The organism is Acrocarpospora phusangensis (assembly GCF_016862995.1).
GTDB classification, from domain to species: Bacteria; Actinomycetota; Actinomycetes; order Streptosporangiales; family Streptosporangiaceae; genus Acrocarpospora; species Acrocarpospora phusangensis.
Window position 1 is genome coordinate 1 of record NZ_BOOA01000023.1, and the last position, 22,893, is coordinate 22,893.

The window sequence follows — 22,893 nt, forward strand, 5'->3', positions numbered from 1 at the left end:
TGTACACCCAGGTCTGGATCTTGACACCGTCACCTGTCGCGCCGGCACCGCCGCTGACATCCCACACCTGAGCAGGCGCGTTACGCCCGACCACCTGGTAGAAACCGTCGCTCGTCGGCCGGAACTGCCACTGCTGGTTGTTCTGCGCCGAACCGCACGTCCACTGCTGCACCGCAGTCCCATTGCCGGTCCCCCAGCCCGCAGCGTCCACACACTTGCCGCTGTTGACATTGACCACCTGATACCAGGCACCCGTGTCGATCGGCCCACCCGGCGAAGGCGAAGGCGAAGGCGATGGGTCGGTGCCGCCCGCGCCCCACGTGAAGGTGGCCGCCGCTCCGGCGGGCAGTGTGTACGTGATCGACTGACCCTTCCAGCGCACCTTGAACGCCTTGCTGCCGGACCCGGCGTTCAGGGTCACCAGGGCGACCGATCCGTCGGGATTCTTGAACGCGACCGATTCCAGGTCGTTCGCGTACGAACTGGAGTCGATGCGCCTGGCCCCGGAGCGTACGAACTTGCTGGCGTGGCCCAGGACGTAGTACTCGACGTTGTACGTCACGTTGCCGTTGTTCTGGTCGACGGTGACGACGCCACGGCAGTTGGTGCAGCCGCCGTTGGTGGGACCGCTGTTCTGGTCCAGCGCCATGTTCCACAGGGTGACGCCCTTGGCCCAGTTGCGGGTCGCGCCGATGATCAGGTTCTGCAGGTTCCACTTGAGGTTGCCGCCGAATTCGGTCGCCCAGCCGCCGCCGGAGCACTCGGTGAACCAGATGTCCTTGTCGGGGTGGGCGTTGTGGATGGTGTTCTGCGCGCTGACGTCACCGGCGTAGCAGTGCAGGCCCGAGCCGGCGATGTACCGCTTGGCGTCCGCGTCGTTCAGCACGCTGATCGGGTAGCCGGGCTCGTCCCAGTTGTGGTCCCAGACGATGATCTTGCTGCCGGTTCCGGCGGCGGCGAGCTTGGGACCCAGCTGGTTCTTGACGACCGCCGCCTGCTCGGCCGGTTCCATGCGCATGGAGGCGTAGCCGGACGTCTCGTGGTGCGGCTCGTTCTGCAGGGTCAGGGCGTAGATCGGCAGGCCCTCGGCGGCGTACGCCTGGGTGTACCGGACCATGTAGTCGGCCCACACGGCGTGCCGGTCGGCGCGCAGGGAGCCGCCGAACAGCGAGTTGTTGGTCTTCATCCAGGCCGGAGGGCTCCACGGCGTACCCATGATCTTGAGTTCCGGGTTGATGCCCTTGGCCTGCCTGAGGACCGGGATGATGTAGCCGCGATCGTGGTCGATGCTGAATCCGCCCAGGTCGCAGCAGGTGTCGTCGTAGGTGTAGTCGGCGCCGTTGACCGCGAAGTCGCTGGTGCCCATGGGCTGGCGGAGCATGCTCAGGCCGATCCCGGACGTACGGCTGAAGAGATTGTTCATGAGCTGGTCGCGCTGGCCGGCGCTGAGCCGGTTCCACACCAGCCAGGCGGAGGAGTCGGTGAAGGAGGCGCCGAATCCGTCCATGGTCTGGTACGTATTGGCGTCGGAGACGTCGATCGTGGTGGCGTTCCCGCTGTCGGCGCCGAAGGTCAGCCCCGGCTGCTGCTGCAGGAGCTTGCCGGCGTCGGCGGTGGTGACCCACACGTTGACCGCGGTCGCCGCCTGCGCCGGAACTCCGGTGACGGCGATCGTCGTGCTCGTCGCCGCGACGACGGTGGCCAGCCATAAGGCGTGCCACCGCCTGCCGCGTTGGGCGGGTTTTCTCATCGTGATCCTTTCATGGGGTGGTCTCCTCTTGGGTGGTACGACCGCCGACGCGGAGCAGGTCGGCGGGCTGGGAGGCGGCGGCGCCCGTGCCGTCCACCCGGCAGGCGGCGGCGACGGCTGAGCCCAGGTGCCCGTTGATCCCGGTGACCAGGAAGTCGCCGAGTTCACCGGCTGCGAGGCGGAGGATCGCCGCGCCCCCGGCGGCGATGGTCAGCTCCACGCGCTGGGTACGCCCGCGATGCTCGATCTCGACGACGACGTGCGGGCCGGAGTCGGACTGGGCCAGGACGGTCAGGTAATGGACGTCGGCCGAGGGGTGTGAGCGCAGGTAGGCGTCGGCGATGCCCTCGACGACGCGGACCGCCCGCGGGACCTCGCGGTCCGGCTGCCCGGTGTCGCGCAGCGCCTCGGCGAGCATCGTGCAGGGCTGGTGATGTTCGTCCAGAAGGGGGACCAGGCCCTCAAGGTCGACACGCCCGCCCGCGCGCAGGTGGGCGGCGAGTTTGTGCTGCACGTGCCGGTGCATGAACGCGCCGCCGTGCAGCGCGACCTGGTCGTGGCCGCTCAGGTCGGCGTGCTCCAGGTCCACGATCCGGTAGTCCCAGCCCTCGGCGCGCGACCGTTCGTGGAAGGCCAGCAGGGGCCGTCCGCACTGTTCGGCGGCCTGCGGGTCCCAGGCCGCGACGGCCGCGTACGGGGTGTACAACCCCCAGGTCGCGGCGGTGACAGGCACGCATTCCTGGAACTCCCGCCCGTGCAGGGTGAAAAACTCGGCGAGCATCCGTACGGTGGCGGCCTTGGCGGTGACGCGGCCGTCCTCGTCGATGGGGGCGCAGTCGGGGTACGGGCTGGAGTGCACGACGTCCAGTGCGGGGGTCCAGTCGCCGGTGCCGACGGCGGTGTAGACGTTGAATCCGGTGGCGCCCGCGGCCAGGGCGAGCAGGGTCTGGTGGAAGCTGGTCGCGGCCGAGGCGTACGCCTCGTCGTACAGCTTGGAGAAGCCCCAGTTCTCCTCCATGTTGGGGCCGGGCGCCCGCTTGGCGGCCACGACGTAACGGGCGTGCGCGCCCCGGTCGGCGGAGACGACGCCCATCCAGTTGGTGAAGCCGTACTCCATGCCGGTCCACTGCTCCGGGCGGACGCGGGCCAGCCAGGCGTCCATCGCGCCGTCCTCCCCGGCGGGCGGGTTGAGGTTCAGCAGCACCGGCACGGGCGAGCCGAACGCGTCGGCCCAGTCCCGCAGCACGTGGTGCAGGTAGTCGGCGTGGAAACGCCCCCAGTCGGCGCAGGCCGCGGGCGTGCCCGGACTGCCCGCCCGTGGCGGATCGATCTCCGTCCAGAACCTGACGGAAGTGCCGTGATGGCGGTTGTACGCGTCCAGGTCGCCGTAGTGCCGGGCCAGGCCGTTCCGGAAGAACGCCAGTCCCGACGGACTGTAGTCGTAGTCGTCCAGGGGCCGGGACCCGTTGGTGAACAGCCCTTCGTTCCCGATCTGCACGGCCACGACGGGCCCGTTGGGCGCCAGCAACTCGGCGGTCAGCAGTTCGCGTCCGGCCGCCCGCAACCACTCCCGGGCGAGTACGGAGAATCGGGGACACAGCGGGGCGGGCAGCGGCCACGGTTCGGCACGTCCGTCCCGGTCCAGCCGCGACCCCGACCACCGGACGGTACGGCCGGCCGAGTCGAGCTGGGGCTCGATCGACGCGTCCTCCAGCGGACTGACCCAGTCGGGCAGGCCACCGTAGTTGGTCTCCGCGTGGATGAAAGGGCCCGGCTTCACGATGACGTCCAACCCCAGACGTCCACAGAGCCGTACGAAATCTGTGGCCGCTGACAAGTCGGGTTCACGGTCGGCGGCGGGCTGGTGGAACCGCCACGGCACATAGGTGGTGATCACCCTGATCCCGGTCGCGGCGACCAGTGTCCGCAGCCGGTCGGCCCACACCTCGGGGGTGTCGCGAAAGTAGGGGTATTCGGCGGTGATAAGCACGAGAACTCTCCCGGAGTCAGTCGAAGATCACTTCAGGCCGGTGAACTGGATGCCGTCGAGAATGCGCCGCTGGAAGATCAGGAAGACCGCGACGACCGGCATGACGGCGACCACGGCGCCGGCCATGACCAGGTGCGGCTGGGCCACGCGTCCCGAGGCCAAAGCCTGGAGCGCCAGCGGCAGTGTGTACTTCTCCTGGTCGGTCAGGATGACCAGCGGCCACAGGAAGTCGTTCCAGTGGAAGATGAACGCGGTGATCGTCACCACGGCCAGCGCCGGTTTGGCCAGGGGCAGGGCGAGCTTGCGGAAGATGAGCCACCAGCCGGCGCCGTCGATCTTCGCCGCCTCCTCCAGCTCCTGGGGCAGGGTGAGGAAGAACTGCCGGAACAGGAAGATGTCGAACGCCGACACCAGGCTCGGCACGATGAGGCCGCTGAGGCTGTCGCCCATGCCCAGCTCCTGGGTGAGGAAGACCTTGGGCACCAGCAGCGCGACACCGGGCAGCATGATCGTCGCCAGGATCATCGCGAAGACGCGGTCTCGGCCGGGAAAGCGGATCCGCGCGAAGGCGTACCCCGCCATCGCCGCCAGCAGCACCTTGGCCGGAACGAGCACCACGACGACCAGGACGCTGTTGACGAACGCGCGGGTGAATCCGTCAATGTCGAACACGGCCAGGTAGTTGTCGAACGTGCCGGCCCAGGCCCCCGTCTCGCTCGACAGCGGCAGGAGCTGCGGCGTCGGGGTGAACACGTCCTGCGGCTGTTTGAAGGACGTGGCGATCATCCACACGAAGGGAGCCATCGCCACCAGGGCTCCGGCGACCAGGACGAGGGTGGCGAAGGCGCGCATGACGGCCGGCGGCCGGGCGGCGGCACGGTGCCTGGTCACGCGGGCTCCCTGCGGAGGAGCCGGAACTGCAGGGCGGTGACCATGATCGTCACGGCGAAGAGCAGGAAGGACATGGCGCTGGCGGCTCCCATCTCGCCGTCGCGGAAGCCCGTCACGTACAGCTGGAGGACGTAGGTCAGCCCGGCCGACTCCGGCCCGCCGATGTCACGCCCGAACAGCACGTACACCAGGCCGAAGACCTGCAACGCGCCGATCACCCCGGTGATCACCAGGTAGAAGGTGGTGGGCCGCAGCAGCGGAATGGTGATGCGGAGCAGCTGGTCCCTGCGGCGTGCTCCGTCGACCTCGGCGGCTTCGTACAGATTGCGGGGAATGCCTTTCAGTCCCGCCAGAAAGATGATCATCGCGGTGCCGGACTGCCAGGCGGCGATCAGGGCCAGGGCGGGCACGACCATGGCCGGCTCTCCCAGCCAGTCGGGGCCCTCGGCGCCGAAAACGCCGAGCAGCCCGTTGATGAGACCGAACTGCGGGTCGTACAGCCACTTCCAGATGGCCGCCACCGCCGCCTCGGCAGTGATCATCGGCAGGTAGAACGCGAGCCGGAACACCCCCTGCCCCCGCCGTACGGCGTCGATGAGGTACGCCTGCACGAAGCCCGTCAGCAGCGAGGCCGGCACCGCCAGCAGCGCGTAGTACGCGGTGACCCGGACCGCCACCAGGAAGTCCGGATACAGGTCGCGGTCGAACAGTACGGCACGGTAGTTGTCCAGCCCCGCCCACGTCGGCGCCGAGGTCATGTCCCACTGGGAGAAGCTGAGCAGCAGCGCGCCCACCGCGGGCGCGGCCATGAACACCAGGGTGTGCGCGACGGCGGGGGTGATGAACAGCCAGCCCGCGACCGCCTCGGAGCGGGCGCCCGACCGGACGCCCGCTCGCCGAGTCTTCACCATCCGAGGGCCTTGGCCGCCCGGACGGCCGCGGTGTCCAGGGCCTCGGCCGGGCTCCTGCCGCCGTCGACGCCTTCCTCGATGGCCTTGGCGATGAACTCGTCGTTCACCTTGATCCATTCGGGCAGCGCGGGGCGCGAGCGGGCCGACTGGAGCTGGTCGATGACGATCTTCATGTCCTGATCGCCGGCCAGCGTCGACTTGGCCGCCGCCGCCCTGTTGACCGGGAAGTTGCCGGTGATGTCGGCGAACTCGGCGTTGTGGTCGGCGCTGGACAGGAACTTCAGCCATTTCCACGCGCCGTCGGGGTTGTCGGCCGTGCTGAAGACGACGCCGTTCTCGCCGCCGATGGTGCTGGCGTCCTCCAGCTTCTTGGGCAGTAACGCGGTGCCGAACTTCAGCTGCGGGAACTGCTCGCGAATGCCCAGCACGTCCCACGGCCCGGAGAACGTCATCGCCGCCAGGCCCTTCTGGAACGCCTGGTCGGTGTTGGTGATCTTGCGGGGCGAGCTGGCCAGCAGCGTACGCCACAGCCCGAGCGCCTCCTGCCCCTGCGGGCTGTTGAACGTGACCTTCCTGGCGTTCTCGTCGACCATGGTGCCGCCCGCCGACGCGACGAACGCCGGGAAGATCCACGCGCCGAAGCCGTCGCCCTTGGGCAGCGCGACACCGGCCACCTTCGGGTTCTCCCGGTGGACCCGCTCGGACTCGGCGACGAGCTGGTCCCACGTCGCCGGTGGGGTCTGCACGTAGTCCTTGTTGTAGAACAGCACGACGGTGGTCTGCTGGAGCGGGACGCCGTACAGCGTGCCGGAGACCCTGTTGGTCTCCAGCGCGCCCTCGTAGTAGGCGCTCTCGTCGATCGTCCGGGCCGGGACCGCGGCGATCTGGCGACCGCCGGCGAAGCGCGCCATCTGCGGCTGGTCGAGATAGCCGGCGTCGGGTCCGTTGCCCCCGTTCAGCGCGGTCGCGATCTTCGTGTTGTAGTCGTCCTTCGGGATCTCGGTGAGCTTGATCTTGAGGCCGGGGTTGGCGGTCTCGAAGTCCTTGGCGAGTCGCTTGACCTTGTCGGCCTGCTGCGGGGTCGGCTGGTAGTACCAGAAGTCCACCGTGGCGGCCTGGCTCGTGGCGGAACCTCCGGTGTCGCCGCAGGAGACGGCGACCAGGGCGAGAACGGACAGGGCGAGGGCGGGCGTCACTTTCATGTTCGATCCTTGTTCGCAGCTTAGTTTTTGACACGTACTAACTGCCGAGAAAGATCCCTGAGGGGGAACGGGCAAGCGACCTCGTCACCCCTGGCGTGATCTGTAAATCTATGAAACAATTATGTAAAACTATGACGAGATCAGAACTACGCCGTCTCGTGGGGTGTGTCAAGGCTTCCGGAAACATTGCTGTAATGGCTGGAATACAGGAAGCTGACGGGAGATTTCTGAAACAAATGGATGTAACAAATGTCTAGGCGACGGTCCACAGGGGTCACCATCAGGGCGATCGCCGCCGAGGCGGGCGTCTCCATCGCCACCGTGTCGCGAGTCCTGAACGGCCACGTCTACGTCGCCGACGAGACACGGCGAATCGTCCAGCGTGCCGTGGAACGGCTGGGAGCGAAGCCCTCCGCGCCCTCCCGGAGCGTGCAGGGCGCGGTGTACGTCCGCTGCCCGTACGTGCTGACCGACTACTTCGGCACCATCGTCTCGTCGGTGGCCGAGACCCTGGACCTGCACGGACGGCGCCTGATCCTCAGCGCTGGCGACGCCGCCCTGCGGGTGGACGCGCTGCCCGGATTGCCCGACGACCCCGAGATCGCCGGGGCCGTCCTCATCCTGCCCCCGGAGTCCGGAGAGCAGTTGCGCGCACTCCAGGCGCGCAACTTCCCCTTCGTCGTCGTCGACCCCCGGGTCTCGTCGGAGGACATCGCCTCCGTGTCGGCCTCGCACTTCGCCGGCGCCCGGAGCCTGACCGCCCATCTGATCGAACTGGGACACCGCCGCATCGGCGTCATCGGCGGCCCCCAGGAGTGGCTGGCCAGCGACTCACGCATCGTCGGCCACGCGGCGGCCCTGGCCACCGCGGGCCTGCTGCCCTCCCCGGAACTCCTGGTACGCAACGTCGAACCCGTCACCGACTGGGGGTACGACTCCGCCCTCCGCCTGCTCGATCTTCCGGACCCTCCCACGGCGATCGTCGCGTTCAACGACAAATCGGCGGTGGGCGCACTCCGGGCCGCGCACGAACGCGGACTGCGCGTCCCCGAGGATCTGTCGATCACCGGGTTCGACGACGTCTACCTCAGCCTCAGCACCCTGCCCATGCTGACGACCGTCCGCCAGCCGCTGGAGGAAATGGGCCGCATGGCGGTGACGCTCCTCATGCGCCTGCTGGACGGCCACACGATCGAATCGCTGCACGTGGAACTGGCCACCCACCTGATCGTCCGCGACTCCACCGGCCCGGCCCCCAACCGGACCTAGCTGTTCGTGACGAGGTGGGCCGCGTTGGCGGCGGCGATCACGCGGGTCAGCGCCTTGTGCAGGTCCTGGAGTTCCCCCAGGTCCATGCCCAGGCGTTCGACGATCGCCGCCGGGATCTTCTCCGCCTCCGCGCGGAGTTCGCGGCCGTGCTCGGTCAGGGTCACCGCCAGGGAGCGCTCATCCGTGGTGACCCTCCGGCGCTCGACGAGGCCAGCGGCCTCCAGGCGCTTGAGCAGCGGCGACAGCGTGGCGGGCTCCAGTTGCAGCAGGCCGCTGAGGTCCTTGACCGACAGCGGCGCGTGCTGCCACAGCGCCAGCATGACCAGGTACTGCGGATGGGTGAGCCCCATCGGCTCCAGCACCGGCCGGTAGAGCCCGATCACCGACCGGGAGGCGACGGCCAGGGCGAAGCAGACCTGGTTCTCCAGGGACAGCGGATCGGCGATGTCGCCCATGTCACTCACGTAAACCTCCTCCGGACTTACCTCTCCGAGTACACTAACAGTTAGTGTACTAATTATTAGTGTACGCGCGCTGAACACCACATTGAGGAAGGGTCATGGCCCGACAGAAGCGGAAGAGCCTGGAAGAGCGCATCGCTGACCGCCAGGCGCGACGCCCGCCCATGAAGGAGGACAAGTACTTCGAACACGGCCCCGCCAAGTGGCTCTTCATCGTGTTCATGGTGTTCGTCGTGGTGATCCACCTCGTCGGCCTCGTCATCGTCATGATGATGGAGCAAACCTGATTCTTCGCTCCGATATCGCCCTCCCATCACGTAAAAGACGCGTCGGCGTCGGTCCGTAGGGGTTGGTTGGCAAGGTCCCCGTAACCCTCATGGACAGGAGCCGACCTCCGTGTCTCCTTCTCGCCGTACCCTCCTCGCCGGCGGCGCCGCCGGCGTAGGCCTCGCCGTCGCCGGTGCCATCCCGTCGCTTGCCCAGTCCCACCCAGACCGACCCAAGCCGGTCGGCTCCGGCCACGTGCCCTTCCCGCCGCTCGTGGACGACCCCGACGGAATCCTGGCCCTGCCCGAGGGCTTCAGCTACACCGTGGTCACCCGGGCCGGCGTCACCAAGCTCGACGGCAACCAGGGGCTGACCCCGGCCGACCACGACGGCATGGCCGTCTACGACGCCGGTCGTGACCGTTACATCCTGATCCAGAACCACGAGATCGACCCGGGCGCCGAGTTCGGCGTACCGCACATCAAGGGCACGGTCTACGACCCCGGCGCCGTCAACGCCGGCGGCTGCACCGTGATCAAGACTGACCGCGCGGGCCGCAACCGCGGTGAGTTCGTCGCCCTCTCCGGCACCATCTCCAACTGCGCCGGCGGGCCCACCCCCTGGGGCACCTGGCTGACCTGCGAAGAGTCCGAGGACCGGGCCGGGGACGACTGGGAGGAGGACGGCCGGAAGGGCGTCTACCAGAAGGATCACGGCTACGTCTTCGAGGTCTGGGCCGACGGCAGCGCCGACCCGACCCCGATCAAGTGCCTCGGCCGGTACGCCCACGAGGCCCTGGCGGTCGACAAGGACCGCACCAAGATCTACCTCTCCGAGGACGCCGACGAGCCCAACGGCCTCTTCTACCGCTGGACCGCCCCCCGCGGCGTCAAGCTCGGCCCCGGCGTGCTCACCCGCCTCGCCCCGAACGCCGGCGTCCTCGCCGCGATGCAGATCATCATGGACGACGGCTCCGTGCTGCCGGACGTCGCCTACCTGACCTCCGCCCAGCTGGGCCGCCCCTTCCCCGTACGGTGGATCGAGGTGCCCGAGCGCGACGCGCAGACCAAGCCCGTCCGCGAGCAGTTCGCCGACGGCCAGGTCACCCGCGGACGCAAGTTCGAGGGCGTGTGGGGCACCGACGAGGGCGTGTACGTGGTCAACTCCTACGCGTGGGAGGAAGGCGAACTCCCCGCTGACGCGGCACCGCACGACGGCATGGTCTGGTTCTACAACTACCGCGCCCAGACCATCCAGCTGGTGACGTACTTCCCGCACCAGAAGGCGTCGGAGGAGGGTGAGCCGGTCAAGTACAACGACCTCACCTTCGACGGCCCCGACAACGTGACCGTCACCCCGTGGGGCAGCCTCGTCCTCGCCGAGGACGGCGCGGGCGCCTCCCACGTGCTCAGCTCGTTCCCGGGCGGCCCGACGTACGCGATCGCCCGCAACCAGCTCAACGACTCGGAGTTCTGCGGCCCGACCTTCACCGCCGACGGCAAGGTCCTCTTCGTCAACATGCAGGACCCCGGCCTGACGCTGGCCATCACAGGCCCGTGGGAGAAGTACCTCGGCTGACGATCCTGTGTGGGGTCAGGCGATCCGCCTGACCCCACCCCTTTTGCGGCTCACCCGATGTCGGGATTGGGAATGTAACGGTCTGGGTGAACCAGCCCACGACTCGCGTCGTCACCCATCAGCGTGTCCATATCCGCGATACGCCATCCCGCGGCCAGCAGAATGCCTACCAGCGGGTGCGTACCGGGGACCGCGATCCGGGCGTTGCGCGCCGGGGAGACGGCGAGCGCGCCGAGCACCGCGTTGGCACATTCCTGAGGGGTGTTTCCCCCGGCCGGGCCAACGGTGACCTCGTCATCGGTCCGACGGAGGGCGGCATAGCCACCGTCTGTCGCGTAGATCGCGACGCCTGGGAGGCCGGCGTACCAGGCGAGAGTGGCGTGCCGCGCCCCACCCGAGGCCTCCGCGTCCAGGGCCGTGATGTCGTCTGCTCCAGCGGGCCGCACCTCGCGCTTGGGCAGTCCCGCCGTGGGCCCTTTCAGATAGAGCAACGGAGTCCAGGGAAACAGACCGTGCCGCACGTAGAGGGCGACCGCGCGTGGATCGGACGAGGCGAACGTCATTCTCGGTTCGTCGTGGCCGAGCAGATCCGTGAGCAGGGCCCGGCCGACTCCGGAAGACTGACGCTCGGGCAAGACGAACAGATCGCCGAGGTGGGTGAGGGAACCGCGTCGCAGTGTGCCGCCGAAACCGAGCTCAGCTCCCGCGTCATCCGATGCGAGCAGAAGGCGGCCGAAGAATCGCTCAGCGTCGAGGAAGTCCGGCGTGCCGCACCACGTGGACAGCAGGCCGAACCTCGTCGCGATCTTCCTCACGGCGGGCATGTCATCGATCCTGGCGGCCCGTATCATCCGTCCTCCATCCGACGAACGTACCGTCCGCGGGCCGCGACAGTTCCCTCCGCGAGTGTGTTACGGTCCGCTCAGCTCCCCGCCGCCGAAAAGCTGAGCCTCTCCTCCACCACGAACTCGGCGAACGTGTACGGCCTGCGCCCACCCACCCGCTCGATGGTGTCCGGCCCGTTGAACTCCGCGTAGTCCGCCGTCCCGGTGCGGAAGGTGGCCCACAACTTGGACAGGTGCGCGACCGCGTGGTCGTTGACGCGTTCCCTGGCCGCCTCCGCCCAGAGCTCGTCGGACACGTCCTGGAACCTGACCTTCCGGCCGAGCCCGTCCGCCAGCGTCGCGACGATCTCGTTCACCGTCAGGACCTGCCCGATCACCGAGTACGAACTGCCCGCGGGCACGTGCTCGGCCGTGAGCACCCCGGCGGCCACCCGCGCCACGTCGGCCCCGGCGACCAGCGGGATCACGGTGTCGTCGTCGAAGGGCGCCATGAACACGCCCGAGGCGATCGTCGCGTTCGCCATGGCGCGGATGTTCTCGAAGAACACCGTGGCCCGCACGTGCGCGGCGCCGATCCCGGCCCACTCGAAGACCTGCTCGGACAGGTAGTTCTCGCGCAATCGCGGCGTCGGCGCGTCCGGCGTCGAGACCAGCATCACCATGTCGACGAGACGCGTGACCCCGGCGTCGCGAGCCGCCACGGCCATGTTGACGGTCGCGTCGAGCAGACCTTCCTGGACGGGATAGGCGAAATAGACGGTAGAAACACCGTCCACGGCCTTCCGGATGGACGGGAAGTCGTGGAAATCACCGACCACCACCTCCGCGCCGATGCTCCGCAGGTATTCCGCGCGCTCGTCGAGCGTACGGACCATGGCGCGGACCGGCACACCGCGCCCCCGCAGCAGCTCGGTCACCCGCCGCCCGGTCCTCCCCTGCGCGCCGCCCGCCGCGCCGGTCACGAGCACTGTTCCCTCTGCCATGATCTTCCTCCTTTGCCGTGGTACCGACCGGTACCACGCGATTGACGGTATGGTACTGCTTGGTACCAAGTCAAGGGGAAGCAGTGGCAGCGACACCGACACCCGCCGGGGAGAAGCCGGCTCGTCAGCGCATCCTCGAAGCGGCCTTCTCGGCCTTCATGGAAGGCGGCTACAGCGAGACCAGCACGCTCGAGATCGCCAAGCGCGCCCGGGTCTCGAAACGAGAGCTCTACGCCCTGGTCGGCAACAAGCAGGAAATGCTCGCGGCCTGCATCCGCGAACGGACCGAACGGGTACGCCCGCCCGCCGGCCTGCTCGAACCCCGCGACCGCGAGGCACTGGAAGACGCACTCGTCGCCTTCGGCACACAACTCCTGTCCGGGATGACGGACGCCGCGGTCATCGCCGTCCACCGGCTGGCGATCGCCGAAGCGGTACGCGCACCCGAGGTCGCCCGCGCGCTGGACTCCTCCGGACGCCAGACCAGCCGAGCCGTCCTGATCGCGATCATGGCCCAGGCCGTGGAACACGGGGTGCTCGACGGCTCCCCGCCGGAACTGGCCGAGCGGTTCGCCGGGCTGCTCTGGGGCGACCTGATGATCGGTCTACTACTCCGCGTCATCGGCCCTCCGGACCCTGACGAGATCACCCGGCGTGCCCGCAGCGCGGCGTCGGCCTTCCTGCGGGCCTCGCTCTGAGAACCCCGAACAGAATGAAGCCGAGCACGCTTGGCGCCGGTGCGGCGAGCAGCGTCACCTGCGTTGACGGTGCCGGATAACGGTGCGAGGCCGGCACCGCGGCTGGCTGTGCTACCGGGCAGCGAACTTATCTCCGGGTCGAGTGGCCGGCGCCGATGACGGCCTGGCTACTGCGGAGGAACGAGGCGGCGACGGTCGCCGGCCGGTCGAGGTATCCGGCGACCATGGCGCCGTCGCGGACCAGCATCAGGTCGTCGGCGACCTCTCCGGCATTCGTGACACCGAGCGGGGCGATGAGCTGTTCGAACGCCGCCCTGTTCCAGCGGCGATGCGCGTCGACGGTCCTGCGGATCGGGCTGTCCGGGTCAGGGTATTCGGCGGCGGCGTTGATGAAGGGACAGCCGCGGAAGCCGGGCGCGCACGCGATGATCCCGATCGCCTCGGAGATCACCCGCAGGGTGGCATCGACATCGCCGTCGCCCTGCTTGATCGCCGCACCGATGCCGTCCCGCTCGAGTACGGCACGGCGTTCGAGGTAAGCGACGACGAGGTCGTCCTTGCTCTTGAAGTGCCGGTAGAACGTCACCTTGGTCGTGCTGGCGAGGTCGATGACCTTGTCGACGCTCACCGCGCGGAGCCCGTGCGCGTAGAACAGCTCGGTCGCCGCCTCAAGGAGGCGCTCACGCATGGGGCTGTTCATGCCCGAGATCATACGCGTCCCTCCTCTTCGCCCCTTGCGCCGAACCTCAGCGCCGGTCTACTGTCAGCTCAGTAGAGTTACTAGTCATTCTACCTAATCCCCTACCGAAAGAAACAAGACAATGACCACCGTCGTTGACACGAACGCCAGCCGTACTGTCCTGGCGTTGCGGAACCTCTACCTGGTGCGATTCGGATTCGCCCTCGTCTGGGCGGCCCTCCTGTCCCTGACCGGGCCGGATTCCGGCCCCGCGGGCGTGGCCCTCCTCGTGATCTACCCGCTGTTCGATGTCGCCGCGGCCATCATCGATCTGCGCTCCTCGAAAACCGCGCGCCCCGCCGCAGCCCTGTACGTCAACCTGGCCCTCAGCCTGCTCACCGCCATCGGCCTCGCCGCCACAGCCACCTCGGGCGTACCCGCGGTGCTGCGCGTCTGGGGCGTTTGGGCGATCACCGCCGGAATCGTGCAGCTCATCGTGGCCGTCAGCCGCCGCAGTCTCGGCGGCCAATGGGCGATGATCCTCAGCGGGGCGCTCTCCACGATCGCCGGGACAGTGTTCATCCTCCAGGCCGGCACGCCGACCGCATCGCTCACGACCCTCGCCGGGTACGCGACCGTCGGCGGCGTCTTCTTCCTCATCTCCGCGCTACGCCTACACCGCACCGCGAAGAACACGCACTCGAGGTAGAGCTGGTCTGACAATTGCTCCGGGAAATCCCGTGCCGAAGTCCTGGGTAGGGGCTCGTCATGCGAGTGATTGTCTTCCGGCTGATCCAGGTTCTCCTCTCACCCCTGGCGGTGATCGGTTCGTCGGTCTGGGGTCTGTCGCTGATCCGGCAGGCGCGCCGGACCGGGTCCTCGGCCACAGTGCTGGCGTCGTGCTATCCGAGATGGATCATGCACCACGTGCGCCAGCGGTGGGATGAGCCATGCGTACGGATGATGAAGGTGCAGCCCACCCCGATCCGGCTCGGCCTGCGGTACGGGACGATGCCGACGATCGTCGCCCACGCCGTGACCGGCTACGTGCCCAAGCCCTACCGGTACCCGTATCAGGGCCGGCCACCCATGATCCATCAACCGGTGGCGCGCACGACCTTCCACGACCAGGCCCTGGCCCGGCACCTGCCCGAGGTGGAGCAGCTGGTGGTGCTCGGCGCCGGATTCGACACGCGGTCGTACCGGCTGCCTCCGGGCGCCGTCGTACGGTGCTTCGAAATCGATACTCCGGGAACCCAGCGGGTGAAGCGCGAGGCGCTGGCCAAGGCCGGGGTGGAGGCGGGACATGTCACGTTCGTGCCGGCGGACTTCGAGGAGGAGGACTGGTTCGGCAACCTGGTGAAGGCGGGCTTCGACCCGGGCAGGCCGGCCTACTTCCTGTGGGAGTCCGTGACGATGTACCTGGATCGCCAGGCCGTCGAACAGACGCTACGCAGGATCTCCGCCCCTGGCAGCGTGGTGGCCTTCGACTACTTCACGACCGTGATCCTGCGCAGCGACGACCCCTACTCCGCTTATGTGCGCTGGGCAGCCGACCGGATCAAGGAGCCGTTCAAGTTCGGCATCGACCAGGAGGAGGTGCCGGAGTTCCTGGAGTCGTGCGGATTGCGCGTCGAGGAGCAGCGTTCCTTCAACCAGGATCCGGTGATGGCGGGGTTCGTCACCGCGACGGTCTAGGACGGCAACCAAGGGCGCGCTCAGTGTGGCTGTAGCAGGTCGGCGATGGTCTCGATGCCGTCGGAGATGGCGGCTGTGGTCAGGTTGCCGAATCCGAGTACGAGCTGCGGGGGACCCGGGCGCGGGTCCATGCGGTAGGCGCTCATTCCGTACAGGCCGACGGACCGGCGGCGCGCGGCCGCGATGACGGCACGCTCGTCGGCATCGGGTGGGAGTTGGGCGACGGTGTGGAACCCGGCGGCCAGCCCGCGCAGTTCGATGCCGGGCGCGTGTCGCTGGATCGCTTCGAGGAGGGCGGCGCGACGGGCGGCGTAACGCTGCCGCATGTGGCGCAGGTGGCGGTCGTACCGGCCGGACTTCAGCAGGTCGGCGAGCGCGAGTTGGTCGAGGACCGGTGAGCCGCGGTCGGCGAGCCGCTTGTGGCGGGCGACGTCGGGAGTCAGGTGAGGTGGGCTGAGAATCCAGCCGAGTCGCAGGGCCGGCGCCAGTGACTTGCTGACGGAGCCGAGGAGCGCGACCCGGTCCGGGGCGAGGCCCTGGAGCGCGCCGACGGGTTCGCGGTCGTAGCGGAACTCGGCGTCGTAGTCGTCCTCGATGATCGTCGCGTTCCGGGTGGTGGCCCAGTTGATCAGGGCTTGTCGCCGGTCAGGGGCGAGCACGACGCCGGTGGGCGACTGGTGGGCGGGTGTGAGCACGACGGCGCGCGCGTCGGTGGCGGCGAGTGCGTCGGTGTCGATGCCGCGCTCGTCGACCGGGACGGCGATGACGTCGAGTCCCAGTATCGCGGCGATGGTGCGGTGCTCGGGGTCACCGGGGTCCTCGAAAGCCACGACGCGTACGCCCTGGCCCGCCAGGGACCGCAGGACGAGCTGGAGCCCTTGTGCGTAGCCCGCGCAGATGACGGTGTGACCGGGGTCGGCGCCGGCGCCGCGGACTCGCCGTAGGTACGCGGCGAGCACGTCGCGCAGGGTCGGATCGCCGTGCGGGTCGGCGTAGCCGAGCAGGTCATTGGGCGCGTCGCGGCAGGCACGGCGAAGGGCGCCGCTCCAGTACTCGCGCGGGAAACTCGACAGGTCGGGTACGCCGGGCCGGAAGTCGATTCTGGCGGGCTCGATGGCTGTGGGTGGTGGCGGATCCACCGCCGCGTACGGACGCGCCGTGGCGGCAACCCGGGTGGCCGAGCCGCCGCGGCTGACCAGATAGCCCTCTGCCTGCAGTTGCGCGTAGCACTCGGTCACCAGGCCGCGAGAGATGCCGAGGTCGCGCGACAGGGCGCGGGACGAGGGAAGTCTCTCTCCGGCGGCGAGCCGACCGGCGCGGATGGCCTCCCGCAATGCGCGTTCGAGCTGGTCGCGCAGGGGTTCAGGTCGGTTTCGGTCAACCTGCACCAGGAGCTGTGGTCCGGAACCGGTCCAGTCAATCGGCATGAAACTGGACCTTACTGCTGAACCAGATCCCGTCCTACGGTCGGCTTCATGGATCACCAGGAGGTCGCCGCCGATAGGGAAACTTCGGTGAGCAGGGTCGGGGATGTCGTGAACCGGCAACCGATCCTGACCCGTCCGATGGTTCTGTTGCTGATCACGTCGGTGTGTTCCCCCGGGAGCTTCTATCTGCTCATGCCGGTCGTCCCCCTGTACGTGGCCACGGCCGGGGTGGGCGGCTTGGGCGCGGGCATGTCCACCGGCGCGCTGATGCTGGGGACCGTGCTGATGGAGTTCGCCGTGCCGGCCCTCCTGCACAGGTACGGATACCGCCTCGTGATGGCCGCGGGCCTGCTTCTCCTCGGAGCGCCCGCGTTGGTACTGCTGGCATCCTCCTCCCTGCCGCTGGTGCTGGGCGTCTGCTTGGTGCGAGGCGCGGGGCTCGGCATCATCGTTGTGGCCGGCGCGGCCCTCGTCGCCGAACTCGTGCCGCCCGATCGCCGCGGCGAAGGGCTCGGCTTGTACGGCGCAGCCGCCGGGGTCCCGTCCATCGCGTGCCTGCCGTTGGGTCTGTGGCTGGTCGGGAACGTCGGGTACGGGCCGGTGTTCATCACCGGGGCGGCGATGTCGTTGCTCACGCTGGCCGTCGTACCCGGCCTGCCGGCCCGGTCGGCTCGCATCGAGCGCGGCAGCGTCCTCGGCCTGCCCTCCCGGTCGGCTCGCATCGAGCGCGGCAGCGTCCTCGGCGCCCTTCGTATCCGTGGGCTCGCCAGGCCGACGCTCATCTTCGCCACCGTGACACTGGCGGCCGGCGCCCTGCTGACCTTCCTCCCCATGGCCGTACCGGCCGAATCGCATCACGTGGCCGCGGGGGCTCTGCTCGTGCAGTCCTGCGCTGCACCGCTCGCACGCTGGGCCGCGGGCTGGTACGGCGACCGCCATGGCACCGCCCACTTACTCGTCGCCGCGGTGCTCGCGGCCACCGTGGGCACGGCCGTGCTCGTCTGGGTGGGCAGCCCGGTCGCGGTGATAGCCGGCATGGGGCTGTTCGGGCTCGGGTTCGGCCTGGCCCAGAACGTGACGCTGGCACTCATGTTCGCGCGCGCCCCCGAGTCCGACTTTGCTCGGGTAAGCGCGCTGTGGAACCTCGCCTACGACGGCGGGATGGGTGTCGGGGCAATCGTGTTCGGCCTCCTGACCGTGCCGATGGGCTACCCCGTGGCATTCGCCGTCACCGCCATCGTGCTGTTCACCGCGCTGGCCCCCGCGTGGCTGGACCATGGGGCCGCGTCGAAAGGTTGACGGTCGATTCAGCCCCTGTTGATACCGCAAGGAACAAGCGAAAAGGAGAACCTCATGAAAAGCGTCGTGCTGAACATGAGTGTGTCAGTGGACGGCTTCAGCGCCGGACCCGATGTGACCGTCGAACACCCCATGGGCGAAGGCGGCGAGCGGCTCCACGAGTGGCTGTTCACCAGCAGTTCCGATCGGAATGTAGCCGCTGGCGGCACATCACCGAATGGAGTGGACGCCCAGGTCGCGCAGGAGCTTTCCGCCTCGACCGGAGCCGTTGTGGTGGGCAGACGCACGTTTGACGTGGGAGTAGAACTGTGGGGGGACACTCCGTTCCCCGTGCCCTGCTTCGTGCTCACCCATCAGGCCCGCGACCAGTTGGTCATGAAAAGCGCCGCGTTCACCTTCGTCACTGACGGCATCGAGAGTGCGCTCCGGCAGGCCCGAGCGGCGGCGCGCGACAAGAACGTCCTCATCATGGGTGGGGCGAACGCCGCACAGCAGTTCGTGCGGGCCGGGCTCGTGGACGAGATCCAGATCCAACTGGTGCCCGTACTGCTCGGTTCGGGCACGCGACTGTTCGACCACCTAGGCGCCGATCACATCGAGCTGAAACGAAACAGGCTGATCGAGTCACCGCACGTGACGCATCTGCGATTCCAGGTCCCGAAGTAGCTGTGGGCTACAAGTTTTGGTACTTGCGCATGCATTTGGCACCAGCACTAACCGTCGTCCAGATCGGTCAGGTAGACCGTCAGTTTGACTACGTGCTCCAAGCCGGAGCCCGCTGCCTCCAGCGCGGCGGCCAGATTGGCGTAGACCTGCCGGACCTGGGCCTCAGGACCAACCACCCTGTTGATCTGAAGAAATGAGTCCCTCAAAGGCCTCCCTATACGCCTCGATGTCGGCTGGCTTTCACATGAGACGCGGTGACGAATGGCGGCGGTCGCCAGCGGCCGACGAGTTCGGCATAACGTGCATTGCGGGACAGCAGGTCGGCGTGACTGCCGGCATCGACCTGGCCATTGTCGAGCAGCAGGACGTTGCGGGCCCGGGTGGCGGAGGTGATGCGGTGGGCGATGACGATGAGACTGCCGGGTCGGGCGGCGAAGGCCAGTTCGGTCCGTGCCTCGGTGACCGGATCGAGGTGACAGGTCGCCTCGTCCAGGACGATCACTCGGGCCCGCGAAACGTACACGCGGGCGAGGACCAGCAGTTGGCGCTCTCCGCTCGAGAGTTCCACGGCGGGCTCGGTGAGGTGGGCGCGGAGGCCGCCGAGCCTGTCAAGGAGGGGGCATATCCCCAGCAGGTCCGCCGCTCGCAGGAGTTCCGCCTCGGTCGCCTCGCGGTTGAGGTAGCGCAGGTTGTCCAGCACGCTCCCGGCGAAGACGTACGCCTCCTGAGGGACCAGTGCCACCGGCCCGCCGCGAACGGGGGGGCTGAGCTCGCCGGCGGGCACGCCGCCCACCCGTACGGTGCCCGACGTGGGCTGTTCAACCCCGGCGAGCAGGTTGGCGAGGGTGGACTTGCCGATGCCGCTCGCGCCGACGATCGCCAGGTGGTCGCCTGGTGGCATGGTCAGCGACAGGTTCGAGAGGACAGGCTCGGCTTCCGGGCCGTAGCTGAAGGTGAGTCCGTCGATGGCGACGTCGTGGCCCTGGGGCGACGTGGGAGGGGTGGCGGTCGCGCTCGATGTCGTGCCGGCCGTTTCGGCGAGCCTGGTGAGCGTTATGGCGAGCTGAGTCCAGTACACGCCGAGCGTGCCGGCGAGCGCGCGGACCGTGGGCAGCAGCTGACCCGTCACGTAGGTGACCGCGCCCACCAGGGATCCCGTGGTGAGGAGCCCCTGAGCGGTCAGGACGGGAGCGGCGAGCAGGATGGCCAGCACCGGGAGGTAGCCGCCGACCACGACGGTCAGCATCTGTGCGGATCCGGCGAACGCCACGCCCTGGTTGGCCTTCACGTAGCGGGCCGCCGCCTCCGCGATCTCCGCGACGGCGCGGTCGTCGGCGCCCAGCGCGTTGATGTCACGTCCGGCTGTCAGCACGGCACCGGTACGCGCCGCCACCAGTTCCTCGGCCAGGATCAGGGCATGCCGCCGACGGGCCATGCGGCGAAGCCCGTACGGGAAGGCGGCCAGCGCGAAGGCCAGCGGGGGCAGGGCGAGCGCGGCCGCCGCCGGGCTGAGCGCGGTCAGGCCCACCACGGTGGCGAGGAGTGTCCCCGTGAGCGGGCGCGCCGTACGCAGCAGGGCCGCGGTCAGCAAGCGGACCACCTCCACCTGCCGGGTGAGCCGGGACACCGTGGCGGCGTCCGGTGCACGGCCGCTGCCGGCGGCGCTGTGCAGGGTGTCCGTCACCACGTGCCGGACGAGGTGGTCGCGCAGCGGTTCGACCACGCGGGCCAGGTGGGGGAAGGTCGCCCGCTCGGCGATCGCGCGCACCACGAACAGCATGCCCGCCAAGCTCAGCCAGCCGAGTCCCACCAGCGGGTGCCCGGCCAGGAACCCCTGGTCGAGCGCGGCCGCGACGGCCAGCCCGGAGGCCAGCGACGGTGTGGCCTCCACCACCGACCAGGCGGTGATCCGCAGCATCGGGTGGCGACTGCCGCGCAGACCGGAGCGGAGCAAGCACCACCCGTCGCGGCTGAGCATTCCGTCAGGCATCGCATATCTCCAGCTGATCGTCGTGGGCGTGGCCGAACACGTCGCGGTAGCGCGCGTCGGTCCACAGGGTCGCGTGCGGCGCGATCGCGCGGATGCGGCCTTCGTCCAGCCAGGCGACCAGGTCACAGCGCGCCGCTGTGGCGGCCCGGTGCGCGACCACGATCCGGGTACGGCCGGCGAGCATGGTGGTGATGGAGTCGGCGACCTCGGTTTCGGTCACGGTGTCCAGTCCGGAGGTGGCGTCGTCGAGCACGTACACGCGCGCGGGGCGCAGGAGGGCACGGGCCAGCCCCAGCCGCTGCCGTTCGCCGCCGGACATCGGGGTCTCGGCGAGCGGCGTGTCGTAGTCGTCGGGCAGCCGGCGGATGAACGCGTCCGCGTGGCCTGCCCGAGCCGCGGCCGCGACGTCGGCGCGGGACGCCTCCGCGAGCCCATAGGCGATCGCCTCGTGCACCGTGCCGCCTACCAGCCCTGGCCGGTCGAAGGCGTAGGTGACGGCCTGGCGCAGGTCGCCCAGCCTCAGCTCGCGCACGGGCACGCCGTCCACGGTCACCTCGCCGCTGTCCGGGTCGGTCAGGCGCCCGATCAGACCGGTCAGGGTGCTCTTTCCGGCGCCGGTCGCCCCGACGAGCGCGACCGCGGTTCCCGGCGGGATGTCCAGGTCCAGGCCGTCCAGCAGCGACTGACCCGCGTGCGTGACAGTGATGTCGCGCAGGCGAACGGCACCCGGACCGGCGGGCAGCGCCCGGCGGCCCTCGTCCGGCGCGGGCTGATCCAGAATGTCGGCGAGCCGACCGGCGCCGGCGCGGGATTCGGCGATCTCGAACATGCTGTCCACGTATTCGAGGCCGCCCATCGCCAAGGCCAGGTACCCGGTGATGGCCAGAATCTGCGCCGGGGCGAGCCGCCCGGCTGCCACCTCCAGCCCGGCGACTGCCAGCACCACCAGCTCGGTGAGCGGAATGAGCAGCCGGAACTGCCACACCACGACCCGCTGGAGGCGCCACAACGCGAACCCGGACGCGGCCAGCCGGGGCAGCGGGCCGAGCACCCGGGCGATCTCCTCGTCCGTGGTGCCGGCCGCGCGGATCGTACGGATCCCGGCCAGCGCGCCCATCAGCAGGCCGCCGACTTCCGCCTGGGCCTGGAAGTAGCCTTCCTGCGCCGCGGTCGCCCCGGATACGAACCGCTTGGTGATCAGGACCGCGCACGGCAGGGCCAGGACAAAGGTCAGCCCCACGCGCCAGTCGATCCACCACAGCCCGCCCAGCGCGGCGAGCGAGGTGAGTGCCGAGATCGTCGTCGCGGCGACTGTGGGCGCCAGATCAGCGGCGGCGGGGACGGCCTGCGCGACCCGAGCCGTGGCCTCGCCCGGCGGGATCCGGTGCCGCAGGCCCAGCGCGAGCAGATGGCGGACCGTGGTCGTGTAGAGCCAGCTGGCGCTCGCGCCCGTCGCGGCTGCGCCGACCAGGGCGATCGCGCCCTCGGCCGCGGCCGCCGCCAGGACGGCGCCGCCGAGCAGCAGGACGGGCCAGACGGCGGGGAGTCCCGCCAGAGCCGCGGCGAGCGCCGCCGCGAGCAGCCCTGGAACGGCGAGGCCAGCCACGGCGCGGGTGATCAGCAAGGCGACCAGAGTCACGAGCCGTCCGCGCGCTTTCGCCGCGGCGCTGCGGACCAGCCGGTCACCCGAACCCATTCCCATGATCATGCCTCCGTTGGATGCGCGTTCCGTTCGGGGTACGGAGGCCGACGGCCTCCGTACCCCGAACGTCGAGGTCAGCCCGTGATGGTGCAGGTGGTCTGGCACGTCACGGTGCAGGTCGCGATGCACTTCGCGAGGCCCAGGTGCGCCTCCTCGCCGTCGAGCATCTGGAGCGCGTCAACGCGCAGCTCGAAAGCCATGGTGGATCCCATGTCGTCACCTCCTCCCAGGTGTGCGAGCGGGTCAGGTGTGCGAGCCGCTCACCCGGTGCAGACGCACGTGGTGGTGCAGGTATTGATGCAGATGGCGGCACACTGCGCGGTGCCCAGGTGCGCCTCCTCGCCATCGAGCAGCTGGAGCGCGTCAACGCGCAGCTCGAAAACCATGTCGGATCCCATACCGTCACCTCCTCCCAGGTGTGCGAGCAGATCAGGTGTGCGGGCGTCAGGGCGTGGTGATGGTGCACGTGACCGTGCAGGTCGAGGAGCAGGTGGAGATGCACTTCGCGAGGCCCAGGTGCGCCTCGTCGCCGTCGAGCATCTGGAGCGCGTCAACGCGCAGTTCGAAAGCCCTGGTGGATTCCATGT

General features: G+C 69.1%; 24 protein-coding genes. 8 read left to right on the plus strand and 16 right to left on the minus strand.

The annotated features are described in order from the left end of the window. The 5 genes from Aph01nite_RS15660 to Aph01nite_RS15680 all read right to left on the minus strand — a co-directional run. Positions 1-1,750 (minus strand): RICIN domain-containing protein (locus tag Aph01nite_RS15660; RefSeq protein WP_204041614.1); only part of this gene is annotated, 1,750 nt, incomplete at its 3' end. 10 nt (positions 1,751-1,760) lie between these two features. Next, positions 1,761-3,740 (minus strand): beta-galactosidase, encoded by a 1,980-nt coding sequence (locus Aph01nite_RS15665; RefSeq protein ID WP_204041615.1) that lies wholly within the window; start codon positions 3,738-3,740, stop codon positions 1,761-1,763. A 27-nt stretch (positions 3,741-3,767) separates the two neighbouring features. After that, a complete protein-coding gene (locus Aph01nite_RS15670) occupies positions 3,768-4,631 on the minus strand; it encodes a carbohydrate ABC transporter permease (RefSeq protein ID WP_204041616.1) in 864 nt (287 codons plus the stop codon). Next, the gene (locus tag Aph01nite_RS15675) at positions 4,628-5,539 is read right to left on the minus strand and encodes a carbohydrate ABC transporter permease (protein WP_204041617.1); all 912 of its coding nucleotides are present in this window, start codon (positions 5,537-5,539) and stop codon (positions 4,628-4,630) included. The genes Aph01nite_RS15670 and Aph01nite_RS15675 overlap by 4 nt, the downstream gene beginning before the upstream one ends. Further along, the gene (locus Aph01nite_RS15680) at positions 5,536-6,744 is read right to left on the minus strand and encodes an ABC transporter substrate-binding protein (protein ID WP_204041618.1); all 1,209 of its coding nucleotides are present in this window, start codon (positions 6,742-6,744) and stop codon (positions 5,536-5,538) included. Before Aph01nite_RS15680 ends, Aph01nite_RS15675 begins: the two co-directional genes overlap by 4 nt. A 249-nt stretch (positions 6,745-6,993) precedes the next feature. Between Aph01nite_RS15680 and Aph01nite_RS15685 the strand changes: the two genes are divergently transcribed. Beyond that, entirely contained in the window at positions 6,994-8,013 is a 1,020-nt protein-coding gene (locus Aph01nite_RS15685) for a LacI family DNA-binding transcriptional regulator (RefSeq protein WP_204041619.1), read from the plus strand. On the opposite strand, the gene Aph01nite_RS15690 is transcribed toward Aph01nite_RS15685, so the two are convergent. Then, the gene (locus Aph01nite_RS15690) at positions 8,010-8,468 is read right to left on the minus strand and encodes a MarR family winged helix-turn-helix transcriptional regulator (RefSeq protein WP_204041703.1); all 459 of its coding nucleotides are present in this window, start codon (positions 8,466-8,468) and stop codon (positions 8,010-8,012) included. The genes Aph01nite_RS15685 and Aph01nite_RS15690 overlap by 4 nt on opposite strands. Positions 8,469-8,572: 104 nt before the next feature. On the opposite strand from Aph01nite_RS15690, the gene Aph01nite_RS15695 reads away from it, so the two are divergent. After that, positions 8,573-8,761, plus strand: a complete 189-nt coding sequence (locus tag Aph01nite_RS15695) for a hypothetical protein (RefSeq protein WP_204041620.1) — start codon at positions 8,573-8,575, stop codon at positions 8,759-8,761. Between the two features lie 109 nt (positions 8,762-8,870). Further along, on the plus strand, positions 8,871-10,319 hold the full coding sequence (locus tag Aph01nite_RS15700; protein WP_204041621.1) for an alkaline phosphatase PhoX: 1,449 nt from the start codon (positions 8,871-8,873) through the stop codon (positions 10,317-10,319). A gap of 50 nt (positions 10,320-10,369) precedes the next feature. On the opposite strand, the gene Aph01nite_RS15705 is transcribed toward Aph01nite_RS15700, so the two are convergent. After that, entirely contained in the window at positions 10,370-11,134 is a 765-nt protein-coding gene (locus tag Aph01nite_RS15705) for a GNAT family N-acetyltransferase (protein WP_204041622.1), read from the minus strand. Positions 11,135-11,241: 107 nt separating this feature from the next. After that, on the minus strand, positions 11,242-12,147 hold the full coding sequence (locus Aph01nite_RS15710; protein WP_204041623.1) for an NmrA family NAD(P)-binding protein: 906 nt from the start codon (positions 12,145-12,147) through the stop codon (positions 11,242-11,244). A gap of 83 nt (positions 12,148-12,230) precedes the next feature. Between Aph01nite_RS15710 and Aph01nite_RS15715 the strand changes: the two genes are divergently transcribed. Further along, entirely contained in the window at positions 12,231-12,845 is a 615-nt protein-coding gene (locus Aph01nite_RS15715; protein ID WP_204041624.1) for a TetR/AcrR family transcriptional regulator, read from the plus strand. 127 nt (positions 12,846-12,972) lie between these two features. Here Aph01nite_RS15715 and Aph01nite_RS15720 read toward each other — a convergent pair whose 3' ends face one another. Continuing rightward, positions 12,973-13,545, minus strand: a complete 573-nt coding sequence (locus tag Aph01nite_RS15720) for a TetR/AcrR family transcriptional regulator (protein WP_239161724.1) — start codon at positions 13,543-13,545, stop codon at positions 12,973-12,975. Between the two features lie 121 nt (positions 13,546-13,666). Here Aph01nite_RS15720 and Aph01nite_RS15725 point away from each other — a divergent pair, with 121 nt between their 5' ends. Both Aph01nite_RS15725 and Aph01nite_RS15730 read left to right on the plus strand, forming a co-directional pair. After that, positions 13,667-14,233, plus strand: coding sequence for a hypothetical protein (locus Aph01nite_RS15725; protein ID WP_204041626.1), 567 nt, complete (start codon positions 13,667-13,669; stop codon positions 14,231-14,233). A gap of 59 nt (positions 14,234-14,292) precedes the next feature. Further along, on the plus strand, positions 14,293-15,222 hold the full coding sequence (locus Aph01nite_RS15730) for a class I SAM-dependent methyltransferase (protein WP_204041627.1): 930 nt from the start codon (positions 14,293-14,295) through the stop codon (positions 15,220-15,222). 20 nt (positions 15,223-15,242) lie between these two features. Here Aph01nite_RS15730 and pdxR read toward each other — a convergent pair whose 3' ends face one another. Then, the gene (gene pdxR, locus Aph01nite_RS15735; RefSeq protein WP_204041628.1) at positions 15,243-16,649 is read right to left on the minus strand and encodes a MocR-like pyridoxine biosynthesis transcription factor PdxR; all 1,407 of its coding nucleotides are present in this window, start codon (positions 16,647-16,649) and stop codon (positions 15,243-15,245) included. A gap of 138 nt (positions 16,650-16,787) precedes the next feature. Here pdxR and Aph01nite_RS15740 point away from each other — a divergent pair, with 138 nt between their 5' ends. Together Aph01nite_RS15740 and Aph01nite_RS15745 are read left to right on the plus strand one after the other, a co-directional pair. Then, positions 16,788-17,948 carry an MFS transporter gene (locus tag Aph01nite_RS15740; protein WP_204041629.1) on the plus strand — a complete coding sequence of 387 codons (1,161 nt, stop codon included), beginning with the start codon at positions 16,788-16,790 and terminating at the stop codon, positions 17,946-17,948. A gap of 54 nt (positions 17,949-18,002) precedes the next feature. Continuing rightward, positions 18,003-18,614 (plus strand): dihydrofolate reductase family protein, encoded by a 612-nt coding sequence (locus Aph01nite_RS15745; RefSeq protein WP_204041630.1) that lies wholly within the window; start codon positions 18,003-18,005, stop codon positions 18,612-18,614. Positions 18,615-18,661: 47 nt separating this feature from the next. Here the strand turns inward: Aph01nite_RS15745 and Aph01nite_RS41430 are convergent, their stop codons facing one another. From Aph01nite_RS41430 to Aph01nite_RS15770, 6 genes are all read right to left on the minus strand, one after another. Next, positions 18,662-18,790 (minus strand): Rid family hydrolase, encoded by a 129-nt coding sequence (locus Aph01nite_RS41430; RefSeq protein ID WP_239161725.1) that lies wholly within the window; start codon positions 18,788-18,790, stop codon positions 18,662-18,664. 38 nt (positions 18,791-18,828) lie between these two features. Then, positions 18,829-20,604 (minus strand): ATP-binding cassette domain-containing protein, encoded by a 1,776-nt coding sequence (locus Aph01nite_RS15755; protein WP_204041631.1) that lies wholly within the window; start codon positions 20,602-20,604, stop codon positions 18,829-18,831. Then, positions 20,597-22,306, minus strand: a complete 1,710-nt coding sequence (locus Aph01nite_RS15760) for an ABC transporter ATP-binding protein (RefSeq protein WP_204041632.1) — start codon at positions 22,304-22,306, stop codon at positions 20,597-20,599. Before Aph01nite_RS15760 ends, Aph01nite_RS15755 begins: the two co-directional genes overlap by 8 nt. Positions 22,307-22,380: 74 nt before the next feature. Beyond that, positions 22,381-22,518: a hypothetical protein gene (locus Aph01nite_RS15765; RefSeq protein WP_204041633.1), complete on the minus strand. Its 138-nt coding sequence runs from the start codon at positions 22,516-22,518 to the stop codon at positions 22,381-22,383. A 48-nt stretch (positions 22,519-22,566) separates the two neighbouring features. Next, positions 22,567-22,692, minus strand: coding sequence for a hypothetical protein (locus Aph01nite_RS42135; RefSeq protein WP_275419237.1), 126 nt, complete (start codon positions 22,690-22,692; stop codon positions 22,567-22,569). 58 nt (positions 22,693-22,750) lie between these two features. Then, complete coding sequence (locus Aph01nite_RS15770) at positions 22,751-22,891, minus strand: hypothetical protein (protein WP_204041634.1); 141 nt, start codon at positions 22,889-22,891, stop codon at positions 22,751-22,753. Positions 22,892-22,893: the final 2 nt, after the last annotated feature.

What these genes read in the sequence shown, in the direction of transcription:
- Aph01nite_RS15680 (WP_204041618.1), bottom strand. Translation starts at nt 6,744, where the DNA reads ATGAAAGTGACGCCCGCCCTCGCCCTGTCCGTTCTCGCCCTGGTCGCC.
- Aph01nite_RS15685 (WP_204041619.1), top strand. Translation starts at nt 6,994, where the DNA reads ATGTCTAGGCGACGGTCCACAGGGGTCACCATCAGGGCGATCGCCGCC.
- Aph01nite_RS15690 (WP_204041703.1), bottom strand. Translation starts at nt 8,468, where the DNA reads ATGGGCGACATCGCCGATCCGCTGTCCCTGGAGAACCAGGTCTGCTTC.
- Aph01nite_RS15695 (WP_204041620.1), top strand. Translation starts at nt 8,573, where the DNA reads ATGGCCCGACAGAAGCGGAAGAGCCTGGAAGAGCGCATCGCTGACCGC.
- Aph01nite_RS15710 (WP_204041623.1), bottom strand. Translation starts at nt 12,147, where the DNA reads ATGGCAGAGGGAACAGTGCTCGTGACCGGCGCGGCGGGCGGCGCGCAG.
- Aph01nite_RS15720 (WP_239161724.1), bottom strand. Translation starts at nt 13,545, where the DNA reads ATGAACAGCCCCATGCGTGAGCGCCTCCTTGAGGCGGCGACCGAGCTG.
- Aph01nite_RS15725 (WP_204041626.1), top strand. Translation starts at nt 13,667, where the DNA reads ATGACCACCGTCGTTGACACGAACGCCAGCCGTACTGTCCTGGCGTTG.
- Aph01nite_RS15730 (WP_204041627.1), top strand. Translation starts at nt 14,293, where the DNA reads ATGCGAGTGATTGTCTTCCGGCTGATCCAGGTTCTCCTCTCACCCCTG.
- pdxR (WP_204041628.1), bottom strand. Translation starts at nt 16,649, where the DNA reads ATGCCGATTGACTGGACCGGTTCCGGACCACAGCTCCTGGTGCAGGTT.
- Aph01nite_RS15740 (WP_204041629.1), top strand. Translation starts at nt 16,788, where the DNA reads ATGGTTCTGTTGCTGATCACGTCGGTGTGTTCCCCCGGGAGCTTCTAT.
- Aph01nite_RS15745 (WP_204041630.1), top strand. Translation starts at nt 18,003, where the DNA reads ATGAAAAGCGTCGTGCTGAACATGAGTGTGTCAGTGGACGGCTTCAGC.
- Aph01nite_RS15755 (WP_204041631.1), bottom strand. Translation starts at nt 20,604, where the DNA reads ATGCCTGACGGAATGCTCAGCCGCGACGGGTGGTGCTTGCTCCGCTCC.
- Aph01nite_RS15760 (WP_204041632.1), bottom strand. Translation starts at nt 22,306, where the DNA reads ATGGGAATGGGTTCGGGTGACCGGCTGGTCCGCAGCGCCGCGGCGAAA.
- Aph01nite_RS15765 (WP_204041633.1), bottom strand. Translation starts at nt 22,518, where the DNA reads ATGGGATCCACCATGGCTTTCGAGCTGCGCGTTGACGCGCTCCAGATG.
- Aph01nite_RS42135 (WP_275419237.1), bottom strand. Translation starts at nt 22,692, where the DNA reads ATGGTTTTCGAGCTGCGCGTTGACGCGCTCCAGCTGCTCGATGGCGAG.
- Aph01nite_RS15770 (WP_204041634.1), bottom strand. Translation starts at nt 22,891, where the DNA reads ATGGAATCCACCAGGGCTTTCGAACTGCGCGTTGACGCGCTCCAGATG.